This is a genomic window from Mycobacterium marseillense (genome assembly GCF_010731675.1).
GTDB lineage: Bacteria > Actinomycetota > Actinomycetes > Mycobacteriales > Mycobacteriaceae > Mycobacterium > Mycobacterium marseillense.
In genome coordinates this window covers 3,708,234-3,730,336 of record NZ_AP022584.1, presented here as the reverse complement: position 1 = coordinate 3,730,336, position 22,103 = coordinate 3,708,234, and the positions used below count along the sequence as shown (strand labels likewise).

Annotated in this window: 15 protein-coding genes; 8 read left to right on the top strand and 7 right to left on the bottom strand. The window is 68.7% G+C overall.

The features are described 5' to 3' along the window. Nucleotides 1-32: 32 nt before the first annotated feature. Nucleotides 33-1,844: an NRAMP family divalent metal transporter gene (locus tag G6N26_RS17165; RefSeq protein ID WP_083017905.1), complete on the top strand. Its 1,812-nt coding sequence runs from the start codon at nucleotides 33-35 to the stop codon at nucleotides 1,842-1,844. Here G6N26_RS17165 and G6N26_RS17160 read toward each other — a convergent pair. Next, nucleotides 1,836-2,780, bottom strand: a complete 945-nt coding sequence (locus tag G6N26_RS17160) for an NADP-dependent oxidoreductase (RefSeq protein WP_083017903.1) — start codon at nucleotides 2,778-2,780, stop codon at nucleotides 1,836-1,838. The two genes, G6N26_RS17165 and G6N26_RS17160, sit on opposite strands and share 9 nt — an antisense overlap. Before the next feature lie 129 nt (nucleotides 2,781-2,909). On the opposite strand from G6N26_RS17160, the gene G6N26_RS17155 reads away from it, so the two are divergent. Continuing rightward, nucleotides 2,910-3,542, top strand: coding sequence for a hypothetical protein (locus G6N26_RS17155; RefSeq protein WP_083017901.1), 633 nt, complete (start codon nucleotides 2,910-2,912; stop codon nucleotides 3,540-3,542). A 31-nt stretch (nucleotides 3,543-3,573) separates the two neighbouring features. Here G6N26_RS17155 and car read toward each other — a convergent pair whose 3' ends face one another. Both car and G6N26_RS17145 read right to left on the bottom strand, forming a co-directional pair. Beyond that, on the bottom strand, nucleotides 3,574-7,149 hold the full coding sequence (gene car, locus G6N26_RS17150) for a carboxylic acid reductase (protein ID WP_232067478.1): 3,576 nt from the start codon (nucleotides 7,147-7,149) through the stop codon (nucleotides 3,574-3,576). Between the two features lie 109 nt (nucleotides 7,150-7,258). Then, the gene (locus G6N26_RS17145; protein ID WP_083017899.1) at nucleotides 7,259-8,014 is read right to left on the bottom strand and encodes a L,D-transpeptidase; all 756 of its coding nucleotides are present in this window, start codon (nucleotides 8,012-8,014) and stop codon (nucleotides 7,259-7,261) included. A 332-nt stretch (nucleotides 8,015-8,346) separates the two neighbouring features. On the opposite strand from G6N26_RS17145, the gene G6N26_RS17140 reads away from it, so the two are divergent. After that, entirely contained in the window at nucleotides 8,347-9,279 is a 933-nt protein-coding gene (locus G6N26_RS17140; protein WP_067171843.1) for a LysR family transcriptional regulator, read from the top strand. On the opposite strand, the gene oxc is transcribed toward G6N26_RS17140, so the two are convergent. Further along, on the bottom strand, nucleotides 9,263-10,999 hold the full coding sequence (gene oxc, locus G6N26_RS17135) for an oxalyl-CoA decarboxylase (RefSeq protein ID WP_083017897.1): 1,737 nt from the start codon (nucleotides 10,997-10,999) through the stop codon (nucleotides 9,263-9,265). The two genes, G6N26_RS17140 and oxc, sit on opposite strands and share 17 nt — an antisense overlap. A 264-nt stretch (nucleotides 11,000-11,263) precedes the next feature. Here oxc and G6N26_RS17130 point away from each other — a divergent pair, with 264 nt between their 5' ends. Continuing rightward, complete coding sequence (locus tag G6N26_RS17130) at nucleotides 11,264-12,844, top strand: FadD7 family fatty acid--CoA ligase (protein WP_083017895.1); 1,581 nt, start codon at nucleotides 11,264-11,266, stop codon at nucleotides 12,842-12,844. Between the two features lie 13 nt (nucleotides 12,845-12,857). On the opposite strand, the gene G6N26_RS17125 is transcribed toward G6N26_RS17130, so the two are convergent. Next, entirely contained in the window at nucleotides 12,858-15,026 is a 2,169-nt protein-coding gene (locus G6N26_RS17125) for an elongation factor G-like protein EF-G2 (RefSeq protein ID WP_083017893.1), read from the bottom strand. Between the two features lie 125 nt (nucleotides 15,027-15,151). After that, complete coding sequence (locus G6N26_RS17120) at nucleotides 15,152-15,577, bottom strand: TIGR03668 family PPOX class F420-dependent oxidoreductase (RefSeq protein WP_083017891.1); 426 nt, start codon at nucleotides 15,575-15,577, stop codon at nucleotides 15,152-15,154. 162 nt (nucleotides 15,578-15,739) lie between these two features. Here G6N26_RS17120 and G6N26_RS17115 point away from each other — a divergent pair, with 162 nt between their 5' ends. The 4 genes from G6N26_RS17115 (at nucleotide 15,740) to G6N26_RS17100 (ending at nucleotide 20,853) form a co-directional block, all read left to right on the top strand. Further along, a complete protein-coding gene (locus tag G6N26_RS17115; RefSeq protein WP_083017889.1) occupies nucleotides 15,740-16,798 on the top strand; it encodes a S1C family serine protease in 1,059 nt (352 codons plus the stop codon). 121 nt (nucleotides 16,799-16,919) lie between these two features. After that, nucleotides 16,920-18,701: a maltose alpha-D-glucosyltransferase gene (gene treS / locus G6N26_RS17110; RefSeq protein ID WP_083017947.1), complete on the top strand. Its 1,782-nt coding sequence runs from the start codon at nucleotides 16,920-16,922 to the stop codon at nucleotides 18,699-18,701. Between the two features lie 52 nt (nucleotides 18,702-18,753). Beyond that, complete coding sequence (locus G6N26_RS17105) at nucleotides 18,754-20,106, top strand: maltokinase N-terminal cap-like domain-containing protein (RefSeq protein ID WP_083017887.1); 1,353 nt, start codon at nucleotides 18,754-18,756, stop codon at nucleotides 20,104-20,106. Between the two features lie 60 nt (nucleotides 20,107-20,166). Beyond that, nucleotides 20,167-20,853 (top strand): YoaK family protein, encoded by a 687-nt coding sequence (locus tag G6N26_RS17100; protein ID WP_083017885.1) that lies wholly within the window; start codon nucleotides 20,167-20,169, stop codon nucleotides 20,851-20,853. A 60-nt stretch (nucleotides 20,854-20,913) separates the two neighbouring features. Here G6N26_RS17100 and ag85C read toward each other — a convergent pair whose 3' ends face one another. Continuing rightward, nucleotides 20,914-21,963: a diacylglycerol acyltransferase/mycolyltransferase Ag85C gene (ag85C, locus tag G6N26_RS17095; protein WP_067171739.1), complete on the bottom strand. Its 1,050-nt coding sequence runs from the start codon at nucleotides 21,961-21,963 to the stop codon at nucleotides 20,914-20,916. Between the last annotated feature and the right edge of the window lie 140 nt (nucleotides 21,964-22,103).

Here is a 22,103-nt window from a genome sequence, read left to right as displayed (position 1 = left end):
GAGGTGAGAACGATTCGTCTAGCGAGGATCAGATGACGTCGATCCACACCGGTGGCGGCCGCCGCGGCCCGGGTTCCGGCCACGCGGCCGCCGCCGCGGAAAGCCCGCCCGCCGAGGCGCAGGCACCGACCGTGCTCGACACCGCGCACGTCGGCGACATCGTCGGCGCGTTCGGTCGAATCGCGCGCGACGGCGCCGACGGCAGCGGCGCGACCACCAGCGGCCGCTGGCGTCGCCTGAAGACACTGGCGGTCATCACCGGTCCCGGCCTGATCGTCATGGTCGGCGACAACGACGCCGGTGGCGTCGCCACCTACGCCCAGGCCGGCCAGGACTACGGGATGGGCCTGCTGTGGGCGCTGGTGCTGATGATTCCGGTGCTGTACGTGAACCAGGAAATGGTGCTGCGGCTGGGCGCCGTCGCCCGCGTCGGTCACGCGCGGTTGATCTTCGAGCGCTTCGGCAAGTTCTGGGGCGCGTTCAGCGTCGGTGATCTGCTGGTTTTGAACGCCTTGACGATCGTCACCGAATTCATCGGTGTGTCGCTGGCTCTCGGCTTCTTGGGCTGCCCGAAGATCGTCGCCGTCCCGACCGCCGCGGTGCTGCTGTTCGCCGTCGTGGCCGGCGGTTCTTTTCGCCGCTGGGAGCGGCTGATGTTCTTGTTGATCGCGGTGAACGTGCTGATCATCCCGATGGTGCTGCTGGTGCATCCGGCCCCGAAAGCGACTGCGGCCGGGCTGATTCCGCAGTTCCCCGGAGGCCTGAACTCGACCGTGCTGCTGCTGGTGGTCGCGATCGTGGGGACGACGGTCGCGCCGTGGCAGCTGTTCTTCCAGCAGTCCAACGTGGTGGACAAGCGCATCACCGCGCGCTGGATCCCTTACGGGCGAGCCGATTTGGTGATCGGGATCGTCGTGGTCATGGTCGGTGCGACGGCGCTGATGGCGGTGACTGCGTTCGGGATGGCGGGCACCGCCGAGGCCGGGCACTTCACCGACGCGGGCGCGGTCGCCGCGGGGTTGTCTCGGCATCTCGGCGGCACGGTCGGGGCGCTATTCGCGATCATCCTGCTGGACGCGTCGCTGATCGGCGCCAACGCCGTCGGCCTGGCGACGACCTATGCCGTCGGTGACGCCATGGGCAAGCGGCACTCGTTGCACTGGAAGATCAGCGAGGCGCCGGTGTTCTACGGGGGCTACGCGGTGCTGCTTGCGGTGTCGGCGGCGGTTTCCTTCAGCCCCGACCACGTCCTGGGGCTGGTGACCCAAGGCGTGCAGGCGCTCGCCGGCGTCCTCCTTCCCTCGGCCACCGTCTTCCTGGTGTTGCTGTGCAACGACCGCGCGGTGCTGGGACCGTGGGTAAACACGGTGCGGCAGAACATCGTTGCCTGGACCATCGTGTGGTGCCTGGTGCTGCTGTCCCTGGCGCTGACGGCGACCACCTTCTTCCCGGACCTGTCCACCGCCACCATCGAGACCGGGCTCGCCGCCGGCGCCGCGATCGGCATCGCCGGCGGCGCGGTGATGATCATCGTCGGCCGGCGGCACCGCAACCTGGCCGACGCGGAAGCCATCGTGCGCACGCTCGGAGGCGGGCTGGACCCGGAGCAGGTCGACGAACTGGACGACGCCGCATCGCTCACCCGTGCCGAACGGCGGGCCGTGCGCCGCCAGGACCGGGCCGGCTGGCAGACCCCGAACCTGGCCCTGCTCGAGCGGCCGGCGATATCGCCGATGCGCCGGGCGGGATTGTTCACCCTGCGCGGCTACCTCGTGCTGGCCGTCGCGTTCGTCATCATCAAAATCGTGCAGGCCGGGGTCGTCGTGCCGGTCTCGTCATTGTGAGTCGGTAGGCAGCAGAACGATTTTCCCGTGGGTGTGCCGTTGCTCGAGTTCGGCAAAGGCGTCGGCGACCCGGTCCAGTGGATAGGTCGCGGCGACGTCGAACTCGATGGCGCCGGACACGATCAGGCCGGCCATCTCGGCGAGCACCTCGGGTGTCGAGGCGTCCATGCTGCCCTCGGTCTTGGCGCCCACCTCGCCCGCTTTTTGGAAGGCGATGATGGTGTTGATCCTCTCCGGCGCCACGCCGAGGTCCACGGCGAGCTGGAGGTAGTCCGGACCGAACAGGTCGATGAAAGCGTCGATGCCGTCGGGCGCCGCGTCGCGCAGCCGCTCGCCGAGCCCGTCACCGTAGGCGATCGGGACGACGCCGTGCGCCTCCAGCCAGTCGGCGTTGCCGGGGCCGGCGATGCCCAGCACGCGCGCCCCGCGGAGCGCCAGAAGCTGCACCACCAGACTGCCCACTCCGCCCGCGGCGGCCGATACGGCAACCGTTTCACCCGCCTGCGGCGCCACCGCGCGCACGGCCGCGTACGCCGTCACGCCGGCCACGTAGAGCGAACCCGCTGCCGCCCAACCGAGTTGGGCGGGTTTGCGGATCAATTGACCCACCGGGACGGCGGCGTGGGTCGCGTGGCTGGACCGGGCCAGGCTGAATCCCAGCACCTCGTCGCCGACCGCAAACTCGGTGACGCCGGGCGCCACCGCGGTCACGACGCCGGCGAGGTCACTGCCCTCACCGGAAGGAAAGGTGGCCGGGAACATCTCGTGCATCGCCCCGACCCGGATGCCGGCCTCGCCGGGATTGATCCCGGCCGCGCGGACTTCGACGACCACCTCGCCCGGCCCGGGTGTGGGCATGTCGATGTCCGCGACATACAACACCTCACGTCCCCCGTATCGGTCGAACCGTACGGCGCGCGCCCCTGCAGCGGTCATGCCGATCTCCTCACCGCGACGATGCCCCCACTCACGCCAGCATAGGCACGCGAAGACCTATCCACCGGCGCCTCGTTGGGCATATGTTCGTAGCAACTGGGACACGGATGACGCGTGGAAGGAACATGCGTGGGGGCTCCTCGGATCGGTATCGCCGCCGGTGTCTTGCTGCGCGTGGCCGCGATCGTCGCGGCCGGCGCCGCGAGCGCGGGCTGTGGCGGTGCGCACGAATCCTCGTCGCCCTCCGCGACGGAGTCGAGCCCAGCCGCCTCCCCGACGGGTTCGGGCGCGGTCACCGGGCCGCCGCCGGGGCAACCCAACGATTACGGCTTCTTGTTGATCAAGCCCAGCGACGTCGGAGGGGGTCTGACCGCACCCCAGTCGCCGATGCTCAACCCCAACAACGAGCCGGGAGTCGCGCAACTGTTCGCCAACCCCGACAGCAGCCGCCGCCTGTGGGACACCATCGTGGTGACCGCCGATCCGTCGGCGGCCGCGGCCGAACTCGCCGGTAGCAAAAGCGATTACGCGGGCAAGGTGGTCGGCGACTGGCGCCCGCTCGCCGTGGGCGCCAACGGGGCAGTGGTGTCGGGCGCTTCCCCCGATAACTCCCAGGCGATGACGGTCCTGCTCTTCACCGAAGGCAAGGCGCTCGTCACCCTGGAATTCGACAGCGCCCCCAACGACCCATTCGATCCGGCCGCGACCCTCGACATCGCGCGCAAGCAGGACGCTGCGATCACAAAGGGGTTGCCCGGCTAGGACAGGTCTGTCCGGCGAGGACAGCCCGGGGCTACACCAACCCCAGCAGGCGTAGATCCGCCACATACTTGTCGATCAACCCCGCCGACAGGTGCGGGATGTCCTCGTCCGCACCGATTTTCGCCGTCCGTACCGCGTGGCGGAAGACGTCGGTGGGCGCCGGAGCGCCACGCAGCGGCGTCTCGGGTTCCCGGTAGGCGTCCAGCAACGGCAGCACCGAATGCTGGCGCTGCTTGTCCGGCAACGCGCGAAGCGCGGTGGTGAAGCGGCCGAGCCAGTCGCCGTAGTCCTCGATGCGGCGGATGTCGTGTCCGGCGGCGATCAGCCAGTCGACGAACACGTCCAGGGAGACGCCGTCGTCGTGCGGGTTCATCACGTCATAGGAGCGGTAGCCGCCGGATTCCTCGGCCGCCATCTGCTCGCCGAGCGTGGTGACCGCCTCGGCCACGAAGTCGGCGGGCAGCCCGTCGTAGTGGGCCACCGCCCGGCTTCCGTGCTCGTCGGGCCGGTAGAAGGAGGACGGCGCGATGCCGGTGGTGAGCAGGCTGAATATCAAGCGGGTGAACGCATCTGGCACGTTCAGCTGCCCGGCGTACCGGCTGTGCGCGAGGATCATGTCGGACCGGAAGACGGTGACCGGCAATCCGCACAGGTCGTGCGCCTCGCGCAGCAACACCTCGCCGGCCCACTTGCTGTTCGCGTACCCGTTCGCATAGCTGTCGCCGATCGGGCGGACCGCGCTGACGGCGCGGATATCGCCGTCTTCGGCGAAGTCGCCGGGGTCGACCGTCATGGCGACTGCGACGGTCGACAGGTAGGTGACCGGCTTGATTCGCGTCGTGATCGCCAGGCGGATCAACTCCGCGGTGCCGACGACGTTAGGACCGAAGAGTTGGTCGTACGGCAGCACGTGGTTGACCAGCGCTGCCGGGTGGACGATCATATCCACGCTCTGGGCGAGACGCTGCCAAGTCGCTTGGTCCAGGCCGAGATTCGGCTCGCCGATGTCGCCGACGATCACTTCCAGGTGCTCGGCGGCCAGCGTGCGGAATCGCTCCAGCAACTGTGGATCCCCGCTGTCGAAGACCGCCTCCAGCCGTTTGACGGCCGTCGCGGTGTCGGTCGCGCGGATGATGGAGATGAGCTTCCCGCCGGTCTCGGCGAGACGCTCGAGCCATTCGAGGGCCAGGAAGCGGCCGAGGTAACCGTTGGCGCCGGTCAGCAGGACCGTGTGGGGAGTGCCCGCCGCACGCGGCAGCCTTGGTGCGCCGGCCAAGGCCTCCGCGTCGATGAACTTGTCCAACGTGAGCTCCGCGGCGCGGACCTCGGTGGCGTCGCGCCCGTGCACCGCCGCGAACGTGGGCCGGCGCGACCCCGAGTTGCGCTCGGATTCAACGTATTGCGCGAGCTGACCGAGGTCGGTCGCGGGTCCGGTGATCATTCCCACGGGCACGTCGACGTCGAAGATGTCGCGCAGCAGGTTGGAGAAGGTCAGCGCCGAAAGGGAATCGCCGCCGAGTTCGATGAAGAGTGTGTCGGGGGCGGGCGGGCCGCCGGCCACACCCAGTAGCGCCTCGGCGGCCCGGGTGAGGGTGAAGATCACGGGGTGTTTGTCCGCGCCCTCGCGCAGCGCGCGCAACTCGGTCACACGGGTTTCGGCCAGCTCGGTGTAGAGCTGTTCGAGGCGGTCGGCGTAGTGCTGCTTGAGCTTCGGACGCAGCAGCTTACCCACGCCCGAGAGCAGGCCGTTGTCCTCGCTGAACGGCTCGGTCTCGACCATGAAGTCGACGGGCACCTCGTAGGACTGCAGCTCGGCGAGTTGTGCTGACTGGCGCAGGGATTCGGCGAGGGCGGCCTTCAGGCCGTCGGGATCTCCGGTGAATCGCTCCGCGGCGTCGGCCGTCGGGACGACGACGGCCAGCAGATAGGGTCGTTCGCTGTTGCCGTAGACGAAGATCTGGCGGACCAGCGGCGCGCTGGCGAACACGGCCTCCAGCCGCGCGACGGCGACGAACTCGCCCTGCGCCAGCTTCAACACGTTGTTGCGGCGGTCGACATAGGCCAGCCGGTCCGGTTCCAGCTCGGCCATCACATCGCCGGTCCGGTAGTAGCCGTCGGGGTCGAACGCGTTGGCGGTGACGTCCGGCCGTTTGAAGTATCCCGGTGTGGCGGTCAACGACTTCACCAGCAATTCGCCACGCGGATAAGGCTTGTCGGTGTGGAAATAGCCCAGTTCGGGAACGTCGATGAGCTTGTAGTCCAGCACCGGGGGACGGTTCATGCGCCCGTCCTTGGTCACCATGCCGACCTCGGTCAGTCCGTAACCGTCGAGAACGTGGACGTCCAAACAAGTTTCGACGAAGGTCCGCATTTCCGCGGCCAGCGGCGCCGTCCCGCAAAAAGCGGTCACGATGCGCCCGCCGAGAACCTGCTCGCGCAGCTCATCCCGCGCCCGGGTCTCGGCCGAGCCGGGGTCGGCGCCGGCAGCGGCGAATCGATCGACGGCGCTCTGGTAGCGCTGGTAGAGCATTTCCGCAACCCGCGGCACCAGGCCCATCTCGGTGGGGCGCACCAGGTTCCAGTCGTCGAACAAGGTGGACAGGTCGCTTTCGGGCACGAAATAACTGGTGCCGCCCGCCTGGAACGCCGTCGACAGCGGTATCCGGCCGCCGAGGTGATTCAGCGGCATGAAGTTGACGTTGAACACGGGCGTGTCCGCGAAGTCGGGCATCAGCTCGTTGGTCCATACCTTGCACAGCATCCGCTCGGTGTACATGGCGCCCTTGGGTAATCCGGTGCTGCCCGAGGTGTACATGACCATGGCCAGCCGCTCATCGGTGTCCCCGGTGTACATGGGTTCGGGCGGCAGCGCGCGGCCGCGTTCGATGGTGTCGTCGAGGGTCTCGATCTGCACCGCCGCGCCGGCGGCCGCCAGCTTCGCCTGGGCGCGCTGCACCGCTTCGCGCTGCTCGTCGACCTCGGGCTGGTAGTCGAAGACCACGAGGCGCCGCAACGAGGGGCTGCCCGACGCCGCGTCGACGGCAAGGTCGAGATAGCCGACGCCGGCGGCCAGTATCGAGGGCTCGACCTCGTCGACGATCGGGCGCAGCCGTGCGGCGGTGGAGTTGTGTTGCAGCGGAACGGCAACCAGACCGAGGTAGCCGCAGACCAGATCAAGCGTCAGGTATTCCGGACTGGCGAAGCCGACGGTCGCGACGAAGTCGCCGGGCGACACCGGGTTCTCGGCGTCGTGCCGCCACGCGCCCGCGATCGCGCGCACGTTGGACCACAGTTCGCGGTAGGTCATGGTGTCGAACCGGGGGAGCAGGCGCGTGGTGGCGCGCCCGGTCGCGGGATCGGTGCTCAGTGTCCTGGCGCGCCAGCCCAGCGCGGGCCGCTCGGCGTAGCCCTCGACGAACAGCTCCAGGATCTGGGGCAGCCGAAGACCCGGCTGGCGCGCCGCCTGCTGCAGCGGCAGATCGGGTTCGGCGTTGCGGAACTGTTCGTCGGTGGCCGTCAACTCGCGGATGCGGTCGGCGACGCGCTCGCGCGCCGGGCTGATCGGGCCTCTAGAGCTAACTTTCGTGCGCTTCGCATCACCGGACATGGCCCGCCTCTCGTTCAGATACCTCGCTCCAACGAGAACTCGCCGCCGCGGGCCGGTCTTCCATCAACGGGTGTGACGACCGTCACACGACGGGCTCCGCGGGTGGCGCTCAGGCCACGACCTGGATGGGGTCGCCGACGTTGACCTGGTTGAAGTACCAGGCGGCGTTGTCGGGGCTGAGGTTGATGCACCCGTGGCTGACGTTGGCGTAGCCCTGGGAGTCCACCGACCACGGAGCCGAGTGCACGTAGACGCCGCTCCAGGTGACGCGGACGGCGTACTGGGCGGTGATCTTGTAGCCCTCGGGGGAGCTGAGCGGAATGCCGATGGTGCGCGAGTCCATCACCACCGTGCGCTGCTTCTCCAGCGCGGTGAAGCTGCCCATCGGGGTGGGCCTGCTGGGCTTACCCATCGATGCGGGCATGGTGCGCAACACCTCGCCGTCCCTGCTGACGGTGAAGGTGTGTTTGGAGATGCTGGCGATACCGAGCAGGGCATCGCCGGTGTCGAAACCTGTCGTCAGGGCCTGAATGCCCACCGAGACGTGCGTGTGGGGCGGCCAATACTGGTTGGGAACCCACTGCACGACCGTGTTGTGGATCCACTCGAAGTGCCCCGGCGTACCGCCCGGCGACGTCACGTGGATCGACCGTTCGACGGCGGCGCGGTCGGCCACCGGCGCGGTGAACGTCACCACGACGGGATGCGCCACACCGACCACGGCGCCGTCGGCGGGCAAAATCGAGGCGACCTCGGGAGACGAGTGGGGCGTCGGCACGGCGGCGCTGCCACGGCCTACCGATCCCACCAGGCCCATGACCGTGATCGCGACCATAACAAATAGATAACGAACGCCTCGGCGCATAGCGTCCACCCTTCGAGATGGTGCGATCAACACACGGATATTCTACGGGTTACCCACGAATCGGCTGTTTCAGCAAACAATGACAGCTCGCCGCGGTCGCCACGATCACGATTCGAACGCCGAATGGGTTCGATTCTGTCAGCGATGCTCGGCCCCGGGCGGCACACGCGTGAAAGCGGCACCGATACACCGTTTTTCGCGGCTACAACCCTCCGAATCATCCGCGGGCGTGGTCGAAGGTGTCCGCCGCGGGCTTGGCGCACCCGTCGGGCGCGCGTTAGCCTCAGCGAGATCGGCGCCCCGAGCCCGAGCCCGAACCCCGAGGAGTGCGGGTGCTCTTCCGCCAGCTGGAGTACTTCGTTGCGGTCGCCTCCGAGCGCCACTTCGCCCGGGCGGCCGAGAAGTGTTTCGTATCCCAGCCGGCGCTCTCGGCCGCGATCGCCAAGCTGGAACGGGAACTGAACGTCACGCTGATCAACCGCGGCCGCAGCTTCGAGGGCCTCACCCCCGAAGGGGAGCGGTTGGTGGTGTGGGCCAGGCGGATTCTCGCCGAACACGACGCCTTCAAGGCCGAGGTCGACGCCGTGCGCTCGGGCATCACCGGGACGCTGCGGCTGGGCACCGTGCCGACCGCCTCGACGACGGCGTCCCTGGTGCTCTCGGCGTTCTGCTCCGCGCATCCACTGGTGAAGGTGCAGATCCTGTCCCGACTGGCGGCGACCGAACTCTACCGACGCCTGCGCGAGTTCGAACTCGACGCCGCGATCGTGCACGCGACGCCCGACGAGGCGCACGACGTGCACGTGGTCCCGCTCTACCAGGAGCGCTACGTGCTGCTGTCGCCCGCGGAGATGTTGGGATCCGGTGCGGCAACGATGACCTGGGCCCAGGCCGCGCAACTGCCGTTGGCGCTGCTGAACCCCGACATGCGCGACCGCCAGATCATCGACAAGGCGTTCGCCGATCACGGCATCACCGTCAGCCCCCAAGTGGAAACCGATTCCGTCGCTTCGCTATTCGCTCAGGCGTCCGCCGGGAATTGGGCATCCATCGTGCCGCACACGTGGCTGTGGACCTCGCCGCTGGGCCCGGAAATCCGGGCGGTGGAGATGGTCGACCCGGTACTCAAAGCCGACGTCGTGCTGGCGACCGGTTCGAGCGGACCCGGTTCGCCGATCGCACGGGCGCTCGCGGAATCGGCCGCCGGGCTGGCGCTGAACGAGTTTTTCGACGCCCAGCTCCTGGGCGTCACCCGCCGCCGCTGACCGTGGCCGCGCGGGCCGGGTTCAGGCTCGCCAGATGCCCGCTTTCCACTCCCGCGGCCGGGTCGAGCTCGCAGTCGATGACCGACGGCCCCCCGGACCCGATCGCCTCGGTCAGCGCCGCGCGCAGCTCACCGGGCGTGGTGACGTGATAACCCTTGCCGCCGAACGCCTCTGCGATCAGCTCGTGGCGCGCCCGCGCGTTCAGCACGGTGGGGGCCGGGTCCGACGGGTGTGCGGCGGTCTCGTCCCCGCGGTAGACGCCGCCGTTGTTGAGGATGACGACGGTCACCGGCAGCCGGTAGCGACAGATGGTCTCGATCTCCATCCCGCTGAAGCCGAATGCGCTGTCTCCCTCGATCGCGACGACCGGCCTGCCGGTCTCGACGGCGGCCGCAATGGCGTAGCCCATGCCGATTCCCATGACGCCCCAGGTTCCCGTGTCGAGCCGGTGCCGCGGCAGCTCCATGTCGATGACGTTGCGCGCCAGGTCGAGCGCGTTGGCGCCCTCGTTGACGACGTACACGTCGCGGTTGCCCTGCAGCACAGCGCGAATCGCGCCCAGGGCGCTATAGAACCGCATGGGGTGGGGGTCCTCGGCCAGGCGCTCGCGCATCTTGGCGTCGTTGTGTGCCTTGCGGTCGGCCAGCTCACGGGTCCAGTCCGCGGGCGTGGTGATGGGTTGGGCGGTCACGGCGTCGCACAGCGCGGACATCACCGAGCCGATGTCGCCGGCCAGCGGCGCGGCGATCGGCTGATTGCTGTCGAATTCGGTCGCCGCGATATCGACCTGTACGAATGTGGCGTCGGCGGACCATTGCGGCGACTCCCCGTGGCCCAGCAGCCAATTCAGCCGGGCGCCGATCAGCAGGACGGCGTCGGCGCGGGAGATCGCCAGCGAGCGTGCGGTCGCCGCGGACTGCGGGTGGGAATCGGGTAGTAGCCCCTTGGCCATGGACATGGGCAGGAACGGAATCCCGGTGGCCTCGACGAACCGTCGAATCGCGTTGTCCGCCTGGGCATACGCCGCACCCTTGCCGAGCACGATCAATGGCCGTCGCGCCTGGGCCAGCACGCCCAGCGCGCGATCGACCGCGTCGGGTGCGGGCACTTGACGGGGCGCGGGGTCGACCACCCGCCAGATCGTGCCGGCGGCGCCCGAGGCCTGCAGGGTCTGGCCCAGGACGTCGCCGGGGATGTCGAGATACACGCCGCCGGGACGACCGGAGACCGCGGTGCGAATGGCGCGCGCGACGCCGCGACCGATGTCCTCGATCCGGTCGATCCGATAGGCCGCCTTCGCGAACGGCCGGGCGGCGTTGAGCTGGTCGAGATCCTGGTAGTCACCGCGCTGCAGATCCACCAGCGCCCGGTCGCTCGAGCCGGAGATCTGGATCATCGGGAAGCAGTTCGTCGTGGCGTTGGCCAACGCCGGCAATGCGTTGAGGAACCCGGGCCCCGACGTCGTGAGGCATACGCCGGGGCGGCGGGTGAGGAATCCGGCGGCCGCCGCGGCGTTGCCGGCCGAGGCCTCCTGCCGAAAGCCGATATAGCGGATGCCCGACGCCTGCGCGGTGCGGGCGAGGTCGGTGATCGGGATGCCGACGAGGCCGTAGATGGTCTGGACGTCGTTGGCCTTGAGCGCCTCCACCACGAGGTGGAAGCCGTCGAGCACGCGGGCCGGCCCCTGCGCGTCGCTTCCCGACGCCGAAACGGTGGACATGTGCGACTCCTCGGGTGCGGCGGACGGTACTGCCTAGCCATCCTTAGCCAACACTGTGACCCCGACGCGCGGCGCGTGTCCAAGTCGAGGGCGCTATCCGACGATTGACCATGTCTATCGCCGCAGGTCGACGCGGTGCGGCCGCGCTTTGATAGCCGACATTTATCGGGCGTGAGTGAATCGGTATTGGACGGGCGAGAGCCCCGCCCGGCAGGGTGGCATCGACGGCCACGAGCACGGCAAACGTGGGGAAGGAGCGCGGCGATGGGACCCGATTCGACAACCGGCGAAGAGGTCACGGGGCCCGCCGGCCCGCGCATCGCCGACCTGGTCGAGACGGTGGCGCGGCGGTCGCCGCAGGCGTGCGCGCTGGTCGTCACCGCCGAACGCGTCCCGGTCAGCTACCGCGACTTGACCCGGCTGGTCGACGATCTCGCCGCACAACTGAAGGCCGGCGGCCTACAGGCGGGTGACCGAGTCGCGCTGTGTGCCGGCAGCAACGCCGAATTCGTGGTCGGGCTACTGGCGGCGTCGCGTGCGGAGCTCGTTGTGGCCCCGCTCGATCCGGCTCTGCCCGACAGCGAGCAGCGCGCCCGCAGCGAGGCGGTGGGCGCGCGGGCGGTGCTCGTCGACCAGCCCCGGGATCACGTCGAGGCGGCACCGCCGGCCTGGCGCATCGCGGTGAGCGTCGGCGACGCCGACCCGGCAGTCAGCCTGGACGTCAGCGGCGCACCGCAGCGCGACGTTGCGACGCCGCAGGGCCTGCGCGACGACGATGCCATGATCATGTTCACCGGCGGCACCACCGGCATGCCCAAGATGGTTCCCTGGACGCGCGACAACATTGCCGGCTCGGTCGCGGCCATCGTCGCCGGATACGCTCTGGGGGAGCGGGATTCGACCGTCGCGGTGATGCCGCTCTACCACGGCCACGGCCTGCTCGCCGCGCTGCTGGCCACCCTGGCGTCCGGGGGATCGGTGTTGCTGCCCTCGGGCGGACGCTTCTCGGCGCACACGTTCTGGGATGACATCGAGACGGTCCGGGCCACCTGGTACACAGCCGTCCCGACCATTCATCAGATCCTGTTGGAACGGGCCCGAACCGAGCGGCCCGCCAGCACCGGCGCCCTGCGGTTCATCCGCAGCTGCAGCGCGCCGCTCACCGCCGAGACGGCGCAGGCCTTGCAGGACACGTTCTCGGCCCCGGTGGTGTGCGCGTTCGGGATGACCGAGGCGACCCACCAGGTCGCGACCACGGCGGCCGAAGGCGGGGGGCACAGCGAAAACCCCGGCGCCACACCGGGTCTCGTCGGCCGCTCGACGGGGCCCGAAATCCGGATCGTTGGGCCCGACGGTCAGTCGTTGCCCGCCGAGACCGTCGGCGAGCTCTGGCTGCACGGCCCCACCGTGGTGCGGGGCTACCTCGGCGACCCGTCGATCACCGACGCCAACTTCACGCGGGGGTGGTTGCACACCGGCGACCTCGGGACGCTGTCGCCGGCCGGCGACCTCGTGATCCGGGGCCGCATCAAGGAACTCATCAACCGGGGCGGGGAGAAGATCTCGCCGGAGCGGGTCGAGGCGGTGCTGGCCAGCCACCCCGACGTCCTAGAGGTGGCCGTGTTCGGCAGGCCGGACGCGCTGTACGGCGAGACCGTGGCCGCGGTGATCGTCGCGCGCGGATCGGCCGCGCCGACGGCCGACGAGCTGGCCTCGTTCTGCCGAGATCGGTTGGCCCCCTTCGAGGTGCCGACCGGCTTCCAGCAGGCGGCGGAGTTGCCGCACACCGCCAAAGGCTCGCTGGACCGGCGCGCCGTCGCCCAACAGTTCGGCCGCGGGGCCTAGAAATCCCGGCGGATCAGACGCCGGCGTTGACCCGGGCCGCGGCGGACTCCGGCATGGGTTCGTAGCGGGCGAACGACCGGGTGAACGAGGCGGCGCCGTGCGCCAGCGACCGCAGGTCGATGGCGTAGCGGGTCAGCTCGACCTGGGGCACCTCGGCCTTGACCACGGTGCGTTCGTTGCCCGCGGTGTCGGACCCGAGGACCCGGCCGCGCCTGCTGGACAGATCGCCCATCACCGCGCCGACGAAATCGTCGGGCACCAGCACCGAGATCTCGTCGAGGGGCTCGAGCAGCGCCACCTTCGTGGCGGCGGCGGCCTCGCGCAGCGCCAGCGAGCCGGCCATCTGGAACGCGAAGTCCGACGAGTCGACGCTGTGCGCCTTGCCATCGAGCAGGGTGACGCGGATGTCGACCACCGGGTAGCCCGCGTGCACCCCCTTCTCCATCTGGGCGCGCACCCCCTTCTCGACGCTCGGAATGAACTGCCGCGGCACCGCCCCGCCGACCACCTTGTCCACGAACTCGAAGCCCGAGCCTTCCGGCAGCGGCTCCACCTCGATGTCGCACACCGCGTACTGGCCGTGCCCTCCCGACTGCTTGACGTGACGGCCATGGCCTTTCGCCTTGCCGCTGAAGGTTTCTCGCAACGGGACGCGCAACTCCACCGTGTCCACGGTGACGCCGTACCGGTTGGCCAGCGCGTCGAGTACCACACCGGCGTGGGACTCACCCATGCACCACAGCACGACCTGGTGGGTCTCCTGATTCTGCTCGATCCGCAGGGTCGGGTCCTCGGCCGCCAACCGGCCCAGTCCCACCGACAGCTTGTCCTCGTCGGTCTTGGCGTGGGCGGCGATCGCCACCGGCAGCAGGGGCTCGGGCATGGTCCAGGGTTTGAGAACCAGCGGCTCCGCCTTGTCCGAAAGGGTGTCGCCGGTCTCGGCGCGACTCAGCTTGCCGATCGCGCAGATATCGCCGGCCACCACGGCCGTGGCCGGCCGCTGCTGCTTGCCCAGCGGGAAGGACAGCACCCCGACGCGCTCGTCCTCGTCGTGATCGGGGTGCGCGTGGCCCCCGGAGCCGGAGCCGTTGGCCGTCCCGAAGAACGACGCGAAATGGCCCGACACATGAATCGTCGTGTCGGGCCTGATGGTCCCGGAAAACACCCGGACCAGGCTGACCCTGCCCACGTAGGGGTCCGACGTCGTCTTCACCACCTCCGCGAGCAACGGCGAGCCGGTGTCACACGTCAGGCTGGCGTGCGGGGCGCCGAGTTGCGTAAAGACCTCCGGCAGCGGGTGTTCCATCGGCGACGGGAACCCGCGGGTGGCGACCTCGAGCAGTTCGTACGTGCCCACGCCGGTGGTGCTGCAGACCGGGATCACCGGGAAGAACGACCCCCTGGCGACGGCCCGCTCCAGGTCGGCGATGAGGACGCCTTCGTCGATGGACTCACCGCCCAGATACCGCTCCATCAGCGACTCGTCCTCGGACTCCTCGATGATCCCTTCGATCAGGGCGCCGCGCGCTTCCTCGATCTGCTCGGCGTCCGACGGGTCCGGCGCCTGCACGGTGCGCTTCCCGTCGGCGTATTCGTAGCGCGCCTGCGACAGCAGCCCGATCAACCCCTGGCACGAGGGCAGCCCGGTCGGTAGGTACAGCGGTAAGACCTTGTCGCCGAACGCATTCTGCGCCGCCGCCAGCGCCTCCTGATAATTCGCGCGGGCGTGGTCGAGCTTGGTGATCACCACGGCGCGGGGCATGCCGACCTGCTTGCACTCCTGCCACAGCGATTTGGTGGGCTCGTCGACGCCTTCGTTGGCCGCGATCACGAACAGCGCGCAATCGGCGGCCCGCAGCCCGGCCCGCAGTTCCCCGACGAAGTCGGCGTAGCCGGGTGTGTCGACCAGATTGACCTTGACACCGTCGTGCGACAGGGACGCCACGGCGACGCCCACCGACCGTTGCTGGCGGATCTCGGCCTCGTCGTAGTCGCAGACCGTGCTGCCGTCCGCCACCGAGCCGCTTCGCGTCAACACACCGGCGGCGACCAACAGCGCTTCGACGAGAGTGGTTTTGCCGCCGCCGGACGGTCCCACCAGAACCACGTTGCGAATCTCATCCGGACCGTTGGCGGTAGGAGCGCTTCCCGCGCCTTGGGAAGTAGTTGTCTTGTCCGCCATGACTTCCTCCAGGTTGCCGGGCTAGCTAGCACCTATCTAGCTACCATTCACCCAACTTCCGTCGACCACAAGACCGTCGGGCCAGATGGGCCGCCGCGCGCTGGCAGGCGTGCGCAGGCGGCGGATCAGTGATGCCAGCTCGACCAGCGGTGCACGGCGACGGCGATCACCGGACCGTCCAGCGAAACCGATTGGTATTGAGGGTATTTCGCGCGCAGCAGCCGGCGCCCAACCTCCAGGGCCTGGCCATCGTCGTGGACGGTCGCGACACCGTCGACTCGCACCCACCACAGCCGCGTCCAGTCATCGGCGTAGTGGTCCACCAGCAGGCTCACAAGGGGGTTGGCGTCGATGTTGGCCAGCCGGCGCAGCCGCCGTGTGGTCTTCGGTTTCGCGTCGACGGCGGTGTACACGACGTCCTGGCCGCTCACCGGGTCGGCGGCGACCGCGAAGACCACCGGCACCAGGTGTGGCGCGCCGCCCGGCGTGACGGTGCCCAACCGCGCTACCGGGGACTCGGTGAACCTGGCCCGCGGGTCGAATTCGCCCACGGCGTCAGCTTAGGGGCGCGCCGTGCGTGAGAGCAGCGCCCGCGAGAACCTGACACATGCCGTGCATAGCTACCTGCATTACGGTTATGTACACAAATTGTGCCGCCCAGAGCCTGAGGCCGGGACAGTTGTTGTTGACGGCGAAGCAGGAGGGTGTCACCGATGAGCAAATCGCACCACCGCTCGGTCTGGTCCAGGGTGGTCAGCGTGCTGGCCGTGGTCGCGCTCGGCCTCGGTCTGCACGCCGGTATCGGCGTCGGACTGGCCGCCGGGCCGGCGACCGCGGCGCCGCCCGCGCTGCCGCTGGACCCGTCGGCGATGGTCGGTCAGGTGGGGCCGCAGGTGGTCAACATCGACACCAAGTTCGGCTACAACAACGCCGTGGGCGCCGGCACCGGCATCGTGATCGACCCGAACGGTGTGGTGCTGACCAACAACCACGTGATCTCGGGGGCCACCGACATCAGCGCCTTCGACGTCGGCAACGGGCAGACCTACGCGGTCGACGTGGTCGGCTACGACCGCACGCAAGACATCGCGGTGTTGCAGCTGCGCGGCGCCGCCGGGCTGCCCACCGCCGCCATCGGTGGCGAGGCCACGGTGGGCGAGCCGATCGTCGCCCTGGGCAACGCCGGCGGTCAGGGCGGCACCCCCAGCGCGGTCACCGGCAAGGTCGTCGCGCTCAACCAGAGCGTCTCGGCGACCGACACGCTGACCGGCGCGCAGGAGAATCTGGGCGGCCTCATCCAGGCCGACGCGCCGATCAGGCCGGGCGACTCCGGCGGTCCCATGGTGAACAACGCCGGGCAGGTGATCGGCGTGGACACCGCCGCCACCGACAGCTACAAGATGTCCGGCGGGCAGGGCTTCGCCATTCCCATCGGCCGCGCGATGGGCGTCGCCGGCCAGATCAGGGCCGGCGCCGGTTCCAACACGGTGCACATCGGCCCCACCGCATTTTTGGGGCTGGGCGTCATGGACAACAACGGCAACGGCGCCCGCGTGCAGCGCGTGGTCAACGGCGGCCCCGCCGGGGGTGCCGGGATCGCCGCCGGCGACGTCATCACCGGCGTCGACAACGTCGCGATCACCGGGGCGACGTCCATGACCGAGGTGCTCGTCCCGCACCACCCCGGGGACAACATCGCGGTGCATTACCGTTCCGCTGACGGCGGCGACCGCACCGCGAACATCACCCTGGCGGAGGGGCCGCCGGCCTGACAGACGCGGCCACGAGACCCGTCCGGCGGCCAATTCGTTTGCCCCCGGCCGTGTTTCGTCGCCCAGGTCTGGGCGTGATTCCGAATGTCGCGCCTCGGGTACCCGTGGCATCGTGGATTTGATGAACGACGCACGAGAAGCTGTCGAGCACCATCCCGAAGGGGGCAGTCACGTCCAGGATGGCGTGGTCGAGCACCCCGACGCCGAGGACTTCAACAATGCCGCCGCGCTGCCTACCGATCCGACGTGGTTCAAGCACGCCGTGTTCTATGAGGTGCTGGTCCGCGCGTTCTTCGACGCCAACGCCGACGGTGCGGGTGACCTGCGCGGACTGCTAGCGCAGCTGGACTACCTGCAGTGGCTGGGCATCGACTGCATCTGGCTGCCCCCGTTCTACGACTCGCCCCTGCGCGACGGCGGCTATGACATCCGGGACTTCTACAAGGTGCTGCCCGAGTTCGGGACGGTCGAGGATTTCGTCGCGCTGCTCAACGCCGCGCACGAGCGGGGCATCCGGGTCATCACCGACCTGGTGATGAACCACACCTCCGATTCCCACCCCTGGTTCCAGGAGTCCCGCCACGACCCCGACGGCCCCTACGGCGACTACTACGTGTGGAGCGACACCAGCGAGCGCTACACCGACGCGCGGATCATCTTCATCGACACCGAGGAGTCCAACTGGACCTTCGACCCGGTGCGCAAGCAGTTCTACTGGCACCGGTTCTTCTCTCATCAGCCGGACCTGAACTACGACAACCCGGCCGTGCAGGAAGCGATGATCGACGTGTTGCGCTTCTGGCTCGAGCTGGGTATCGACGGGTTCCGCCTGGACGCGGTGCCCTACCTGTTCGAACGGGAGGGCACCAACTGCGAGAACCTGCCGGAGACGCACGCCTTCCTCAAGCGCGTCCGCAAGGTCATCGACGACGAATTCCCGGGCCGGGTGCTGCTGGCCGAGGCCAACCAGTGGCCGGCCGACGTCGTCGAGTACTTCGGCGACGCCACCACCGGCGGCGACGAATGTCACATGGCGTTTCACTTCCCGCTGATGCCGCGCATCTTCATGGCGGTCCGCCGCGAATCGCGGTTCCCGATCTCGGAGATCCTGGCCCAGACGCCCGAGATCCCCGACCTGGCCCAGTGGGGGATCTTCCTGCGTAACCACGACGAGTTGACGCTGGAAATGGTCACCGACGAAGAGCGCGACTACATGTACTCGGAGTACGCCAAGGATCCGCGGATGAAGGCGAACGTCGGCATTCGCCGCCGGCTGGCGCCCCTGCTGGACAACGACCGCAACCAGATCGAGCTGTTCACCGCGCTGCTGCTGTCGCTGCCCGGCTCGCCCGTCCTCTACTACGGCGACGAGATCGGCATGGGCGACGTGATCTGGCTGGGTGACCGCGACGGGGTGCGCACCCCGATGCAGTGGACGCCGGACCGCAACGCGGGCTTCTCCAAGGCGAACCCCGGGCGGCTCTATCTGCCGCCCAGCCAGGACTCCGTCTACGGCTATCAGGCGGTCAACGTCGAGGCGCAACGCGACACGAATACGTCGCTGCTCAACTTCACCCGGACGATGCTGGCGGTGCGGCGCCGCCACGAGGCCTTCGCGATCGGAACCTTCGAGGAGCTGGGCGGCTCGAACCCGTCGGTGCTGGCCTTCGTGCGGCAGGTGTCCGCTGACGGGCAAGACGGCGACACCGTGCTGTGCGTCAACAACCTGTCGCGGTTCCCGCAGCCTATTGAACTGAATCTGCAGCATTGGAGTGGATGCACGCCGGTCGAGCTGACCGGGCAGGTGGAGTTTCCGCGCATCGGTCACCTGCCCTACCTGCTGACACTGCCGGGACACGGGTTCTATTGGTTCCGGCTGACCGGATGCGAGGAGGACGCATGACGACTCGCGCTGGCGACGATGCTGAGCGTAGCGATGAGGAGGAGTGGCGCCAATGACCACGACACAACCGGGAAAGCTGCCCTGGTCTGAGTGGCTTCCGCAGCAACGTTGGTACGCCGGACGCAACCGCCAGCTGTCCAGCGCCGAACCGAGCGTCGTCGTCGGCTTGCGCGACGACCTTGACCTGGTCCTCGTCGACGCCTCCTACGCCGACGGTTCCCGTGACCGCTACCAGGTGATCGTGCGGTGGGATTCCGCCCCGGTCTCCGAGTACAGCAACGTCGCCACCATCGGCGCCGCCGACGACCGCACCGGCTTCGACGCGATGTATGACGCCGACGCGCCGCAGTTCCTGCTGTCGCTGATCGATTCGTCGGCCGCGCGCGGCGCGTCCGGCGTCGAGGTGCGGTTCGCCAAGGAGCCCGACGCCGAGCTGCCGCTGGAGGCGATGGCCCACGTGTCCGACGCCGAGCAGTCCAACACCAGCGTCATCTTCGACCGGGACGCGATTTTCAAGGTGTTTCGCCGCGTCAGCAGCGGCATCAACCCCGACATTGAACTCAACCGCGTGCTGGGCCGCGCGGGCAACCCGCACGTCGCCCGGCTGCTGGGCACCTACGAGATGACGGGTCCGGGTGAGGCGGCCGATGAGGTGTGGCCGCTGGGCATGGTGACCGAATTCGCCGCCAACGCCGCGGAAGGCTGGGCGATGGCCACCGCCAGCGTCCGTGACCTGTTCGCCGAAGGCGACCTGTACGCGTACGAAGTCGGCGGCGACTTCGCCGGCGAGTCCTTCCGCCTCGGTGAAGCCGTGGCCTCGGTGCACGCCACCCTGGCCGACACCCTCGGCACCTCCCACGCGGTCTTTCCGGTGGACAACGTGCTGGCGCGGCTGTCGGCGACCGTGGCCCTGGTTCCCGAGCTGCGGGAGTGCTCGGCGACCGTCGAAGAGCGGTTCGGCAAGCTGGTCGCGGAGACGATCACCGTGCAGCGCATCCATGGTGATCTGCACTTGGGACAGGTGCTTCGCACGCCGGAGAGCTGGTTGCTCATCGACTTCGAAGGCGAACCGGGGCAGCCGCTCGAGGAACGCCGCGCGCCCGATTCGCCGCTGCGCGACGTGGCCGGTGTCCTGCGGTCGTTCGACTACGCTGCCTACGGGCCGCTGGTGGACCAGGCCGATGACAAGCAGCTGGCGGCCCGGGCCCGCGAGTGGGTCGAACGCAACCGCAGCGCGTTCTGCGACGGCTACGCGGCCGCCTCCGGGATCGACCCGCGCGATTCGGCGCAGCTGCTGGCCGCCTACGAACTGGACAAGGCCGTCTACGAAGCCGGCTACGAGGCGCGGCACCGGCCCGGCTGGCTGCCGATCCCGTTGCGCTCGATCGCGCGCCTGACCGCCTGACGGCGTCGGGGCCGGGTTCCGCGCGCTGCGCGCACCGCCGTCGTCTGGAACCATGTGCGTGTGCCGAACGAGATCAACAACAGTGAGTCGCGGTTGTCGTGGGTGCTGGCGGTGCTGGCGGGAATCTTGGGAGCGACCGCCTTCACGCATTCCGCCGGCTACTTCGTCACCTTCATGACCGGCAACGCCCAGCGGGCCATGCTCGGCTATTTCCGCGGCGACGTGTTGCTGTCGGTGACGGCGGGCGTGTTGATCGTCTCCTTCGTCTCGGGCGTGGTGATCGCCTCGGTGTGCCGGCGGCATTTCTGGGTGGCGCACCCGCACGGCCCGACGGTGCTGACGACGTTCAGCCTGGCCGCGGCCACCCTGGTGGACGTCATCGACGAGGGCTGGGAAGAGAATCTGCTCGATTTTGCGCCGATCATGTTGGTGGCCTTCGGAATTGGCGCCCTGAACACCTCGTTCGTCAAGGACGGCGAGGTGTCGGTGTCGCTCAGCTACGTGACCGGGACGCTGGTCAAGATGGGCCAGGGCATCGAGCGCCACATCGCCGGGGGGACCGTGGCGGACTGGCTGGGCTATTTTCTGCTGTTCGCCAGCTTCGTGCTGGGCGCGACCGTGGGCGGCTTCATCAGCCTGTTCGTCAACGGGACGGCGATGCTCGTGATAGCCACGATCGTGTGCGCGGTGACGACCGGCTACACGTACTTCCACTCCGATCGGCGCGCCTTGCTCAAGCAGGCGTGAGAAAGAGCATCGGCAGCAGCGCTGACCGGTGCGCTGCTGCCGATGCTGGTCCGCCGGGTGTTACGTGGCCGGTTGTGTCGGTTGCGCCGGCTGCGCGGGTTGTGCCGGCTGTGCGGTGGTGTTGCTGGCCAGCAGCACCTGCTGCATGTCGGGCTTCATGGCCATCAGTTGCTGGTTCCAGTAGGGCCACGAGTGGGTCCCGTTGGCCGGGAAGTTGAAGACGCCGTTGCGCCCGCCCGCGGCCGCATAGTTGTTCTGGAACTGCTGGTTGGTGCGCAGCGTGAGCCCTTCCAGGAACTTGGCCGGCATGTTGTCGCCGCCCAGGTCGCTGGGAGTGCCGTTGCCGCAGTAGACCCAGACGCGGGTGTTGTTGGCGACCAGCCGCGGGATCTGGATCATCGGGTCGTTGCGCTTCCACGCCGGGTCGGTGGACGGACCCCACATGCTGTTGGCGCTGTAACCGCCCGAGTCGCTCATCGCCAGACCGATCAGGGTGGGCCACCAACCCTCGGACGGGTTCAGGAAGCCCGACAGCGCGGCGGCGTAGGGGAACTGCTGCGGGTAGTAGGCCGCCAGGATCAGCGCCGAGCCACCCGACATCGACAGCCCCACCGCGGCGTTGCCCGCCGGGGAGACCTGCTTGTTGGCCTGCATCCACAGCGGCATTTCCTGGGTCAGGAAGGTCTCCCACTTGTAGGTGTAGTTCTGCCCGTTGCTCAATGACGGCTGGTACCAGTTGCTGTAGAAGCTGGATTGGCCGCCGACCGGCATGATCACCGACAGGCCCGACTGGTAGAACTCCTCGAAGGCGGGGGTGTTGATGTCCCAGCCGTTGTAGTCATCCTGCGCGCGCAGGCCGTCCAGGAGGTACACGGCGTGCGCGCCGCCGGGCTGGAACTGGACCTTGATGTTGCGGCCCATCGACGGCGAGGGCACCTCGAGGTATTCCACCGGGAGCCCCGGCTTGGAGAAGGCGCTCGCGGTGGGGAAGCCGCCGGTGGCGGCGACGAGACCGGACAGCAGGGAGGCCCCCATGGCCGCGATCGCCAGTCGGCGCGGCATGTTCGCCCCCGCGCCACGCAACTTTCGCACCTTTTCGATGAACGACATAGCTCTCTACCCATCCCAACTTTCATCTGCCGCACCATGCGGTGGAATCTGTTCTCGGGGAGTGAAACACAGGGAGAGCGCCGAATTCGGGTGTCGTGGCCGCAGCGACAGATCGCGGTTGGCTAACGATTGAGAGTCGG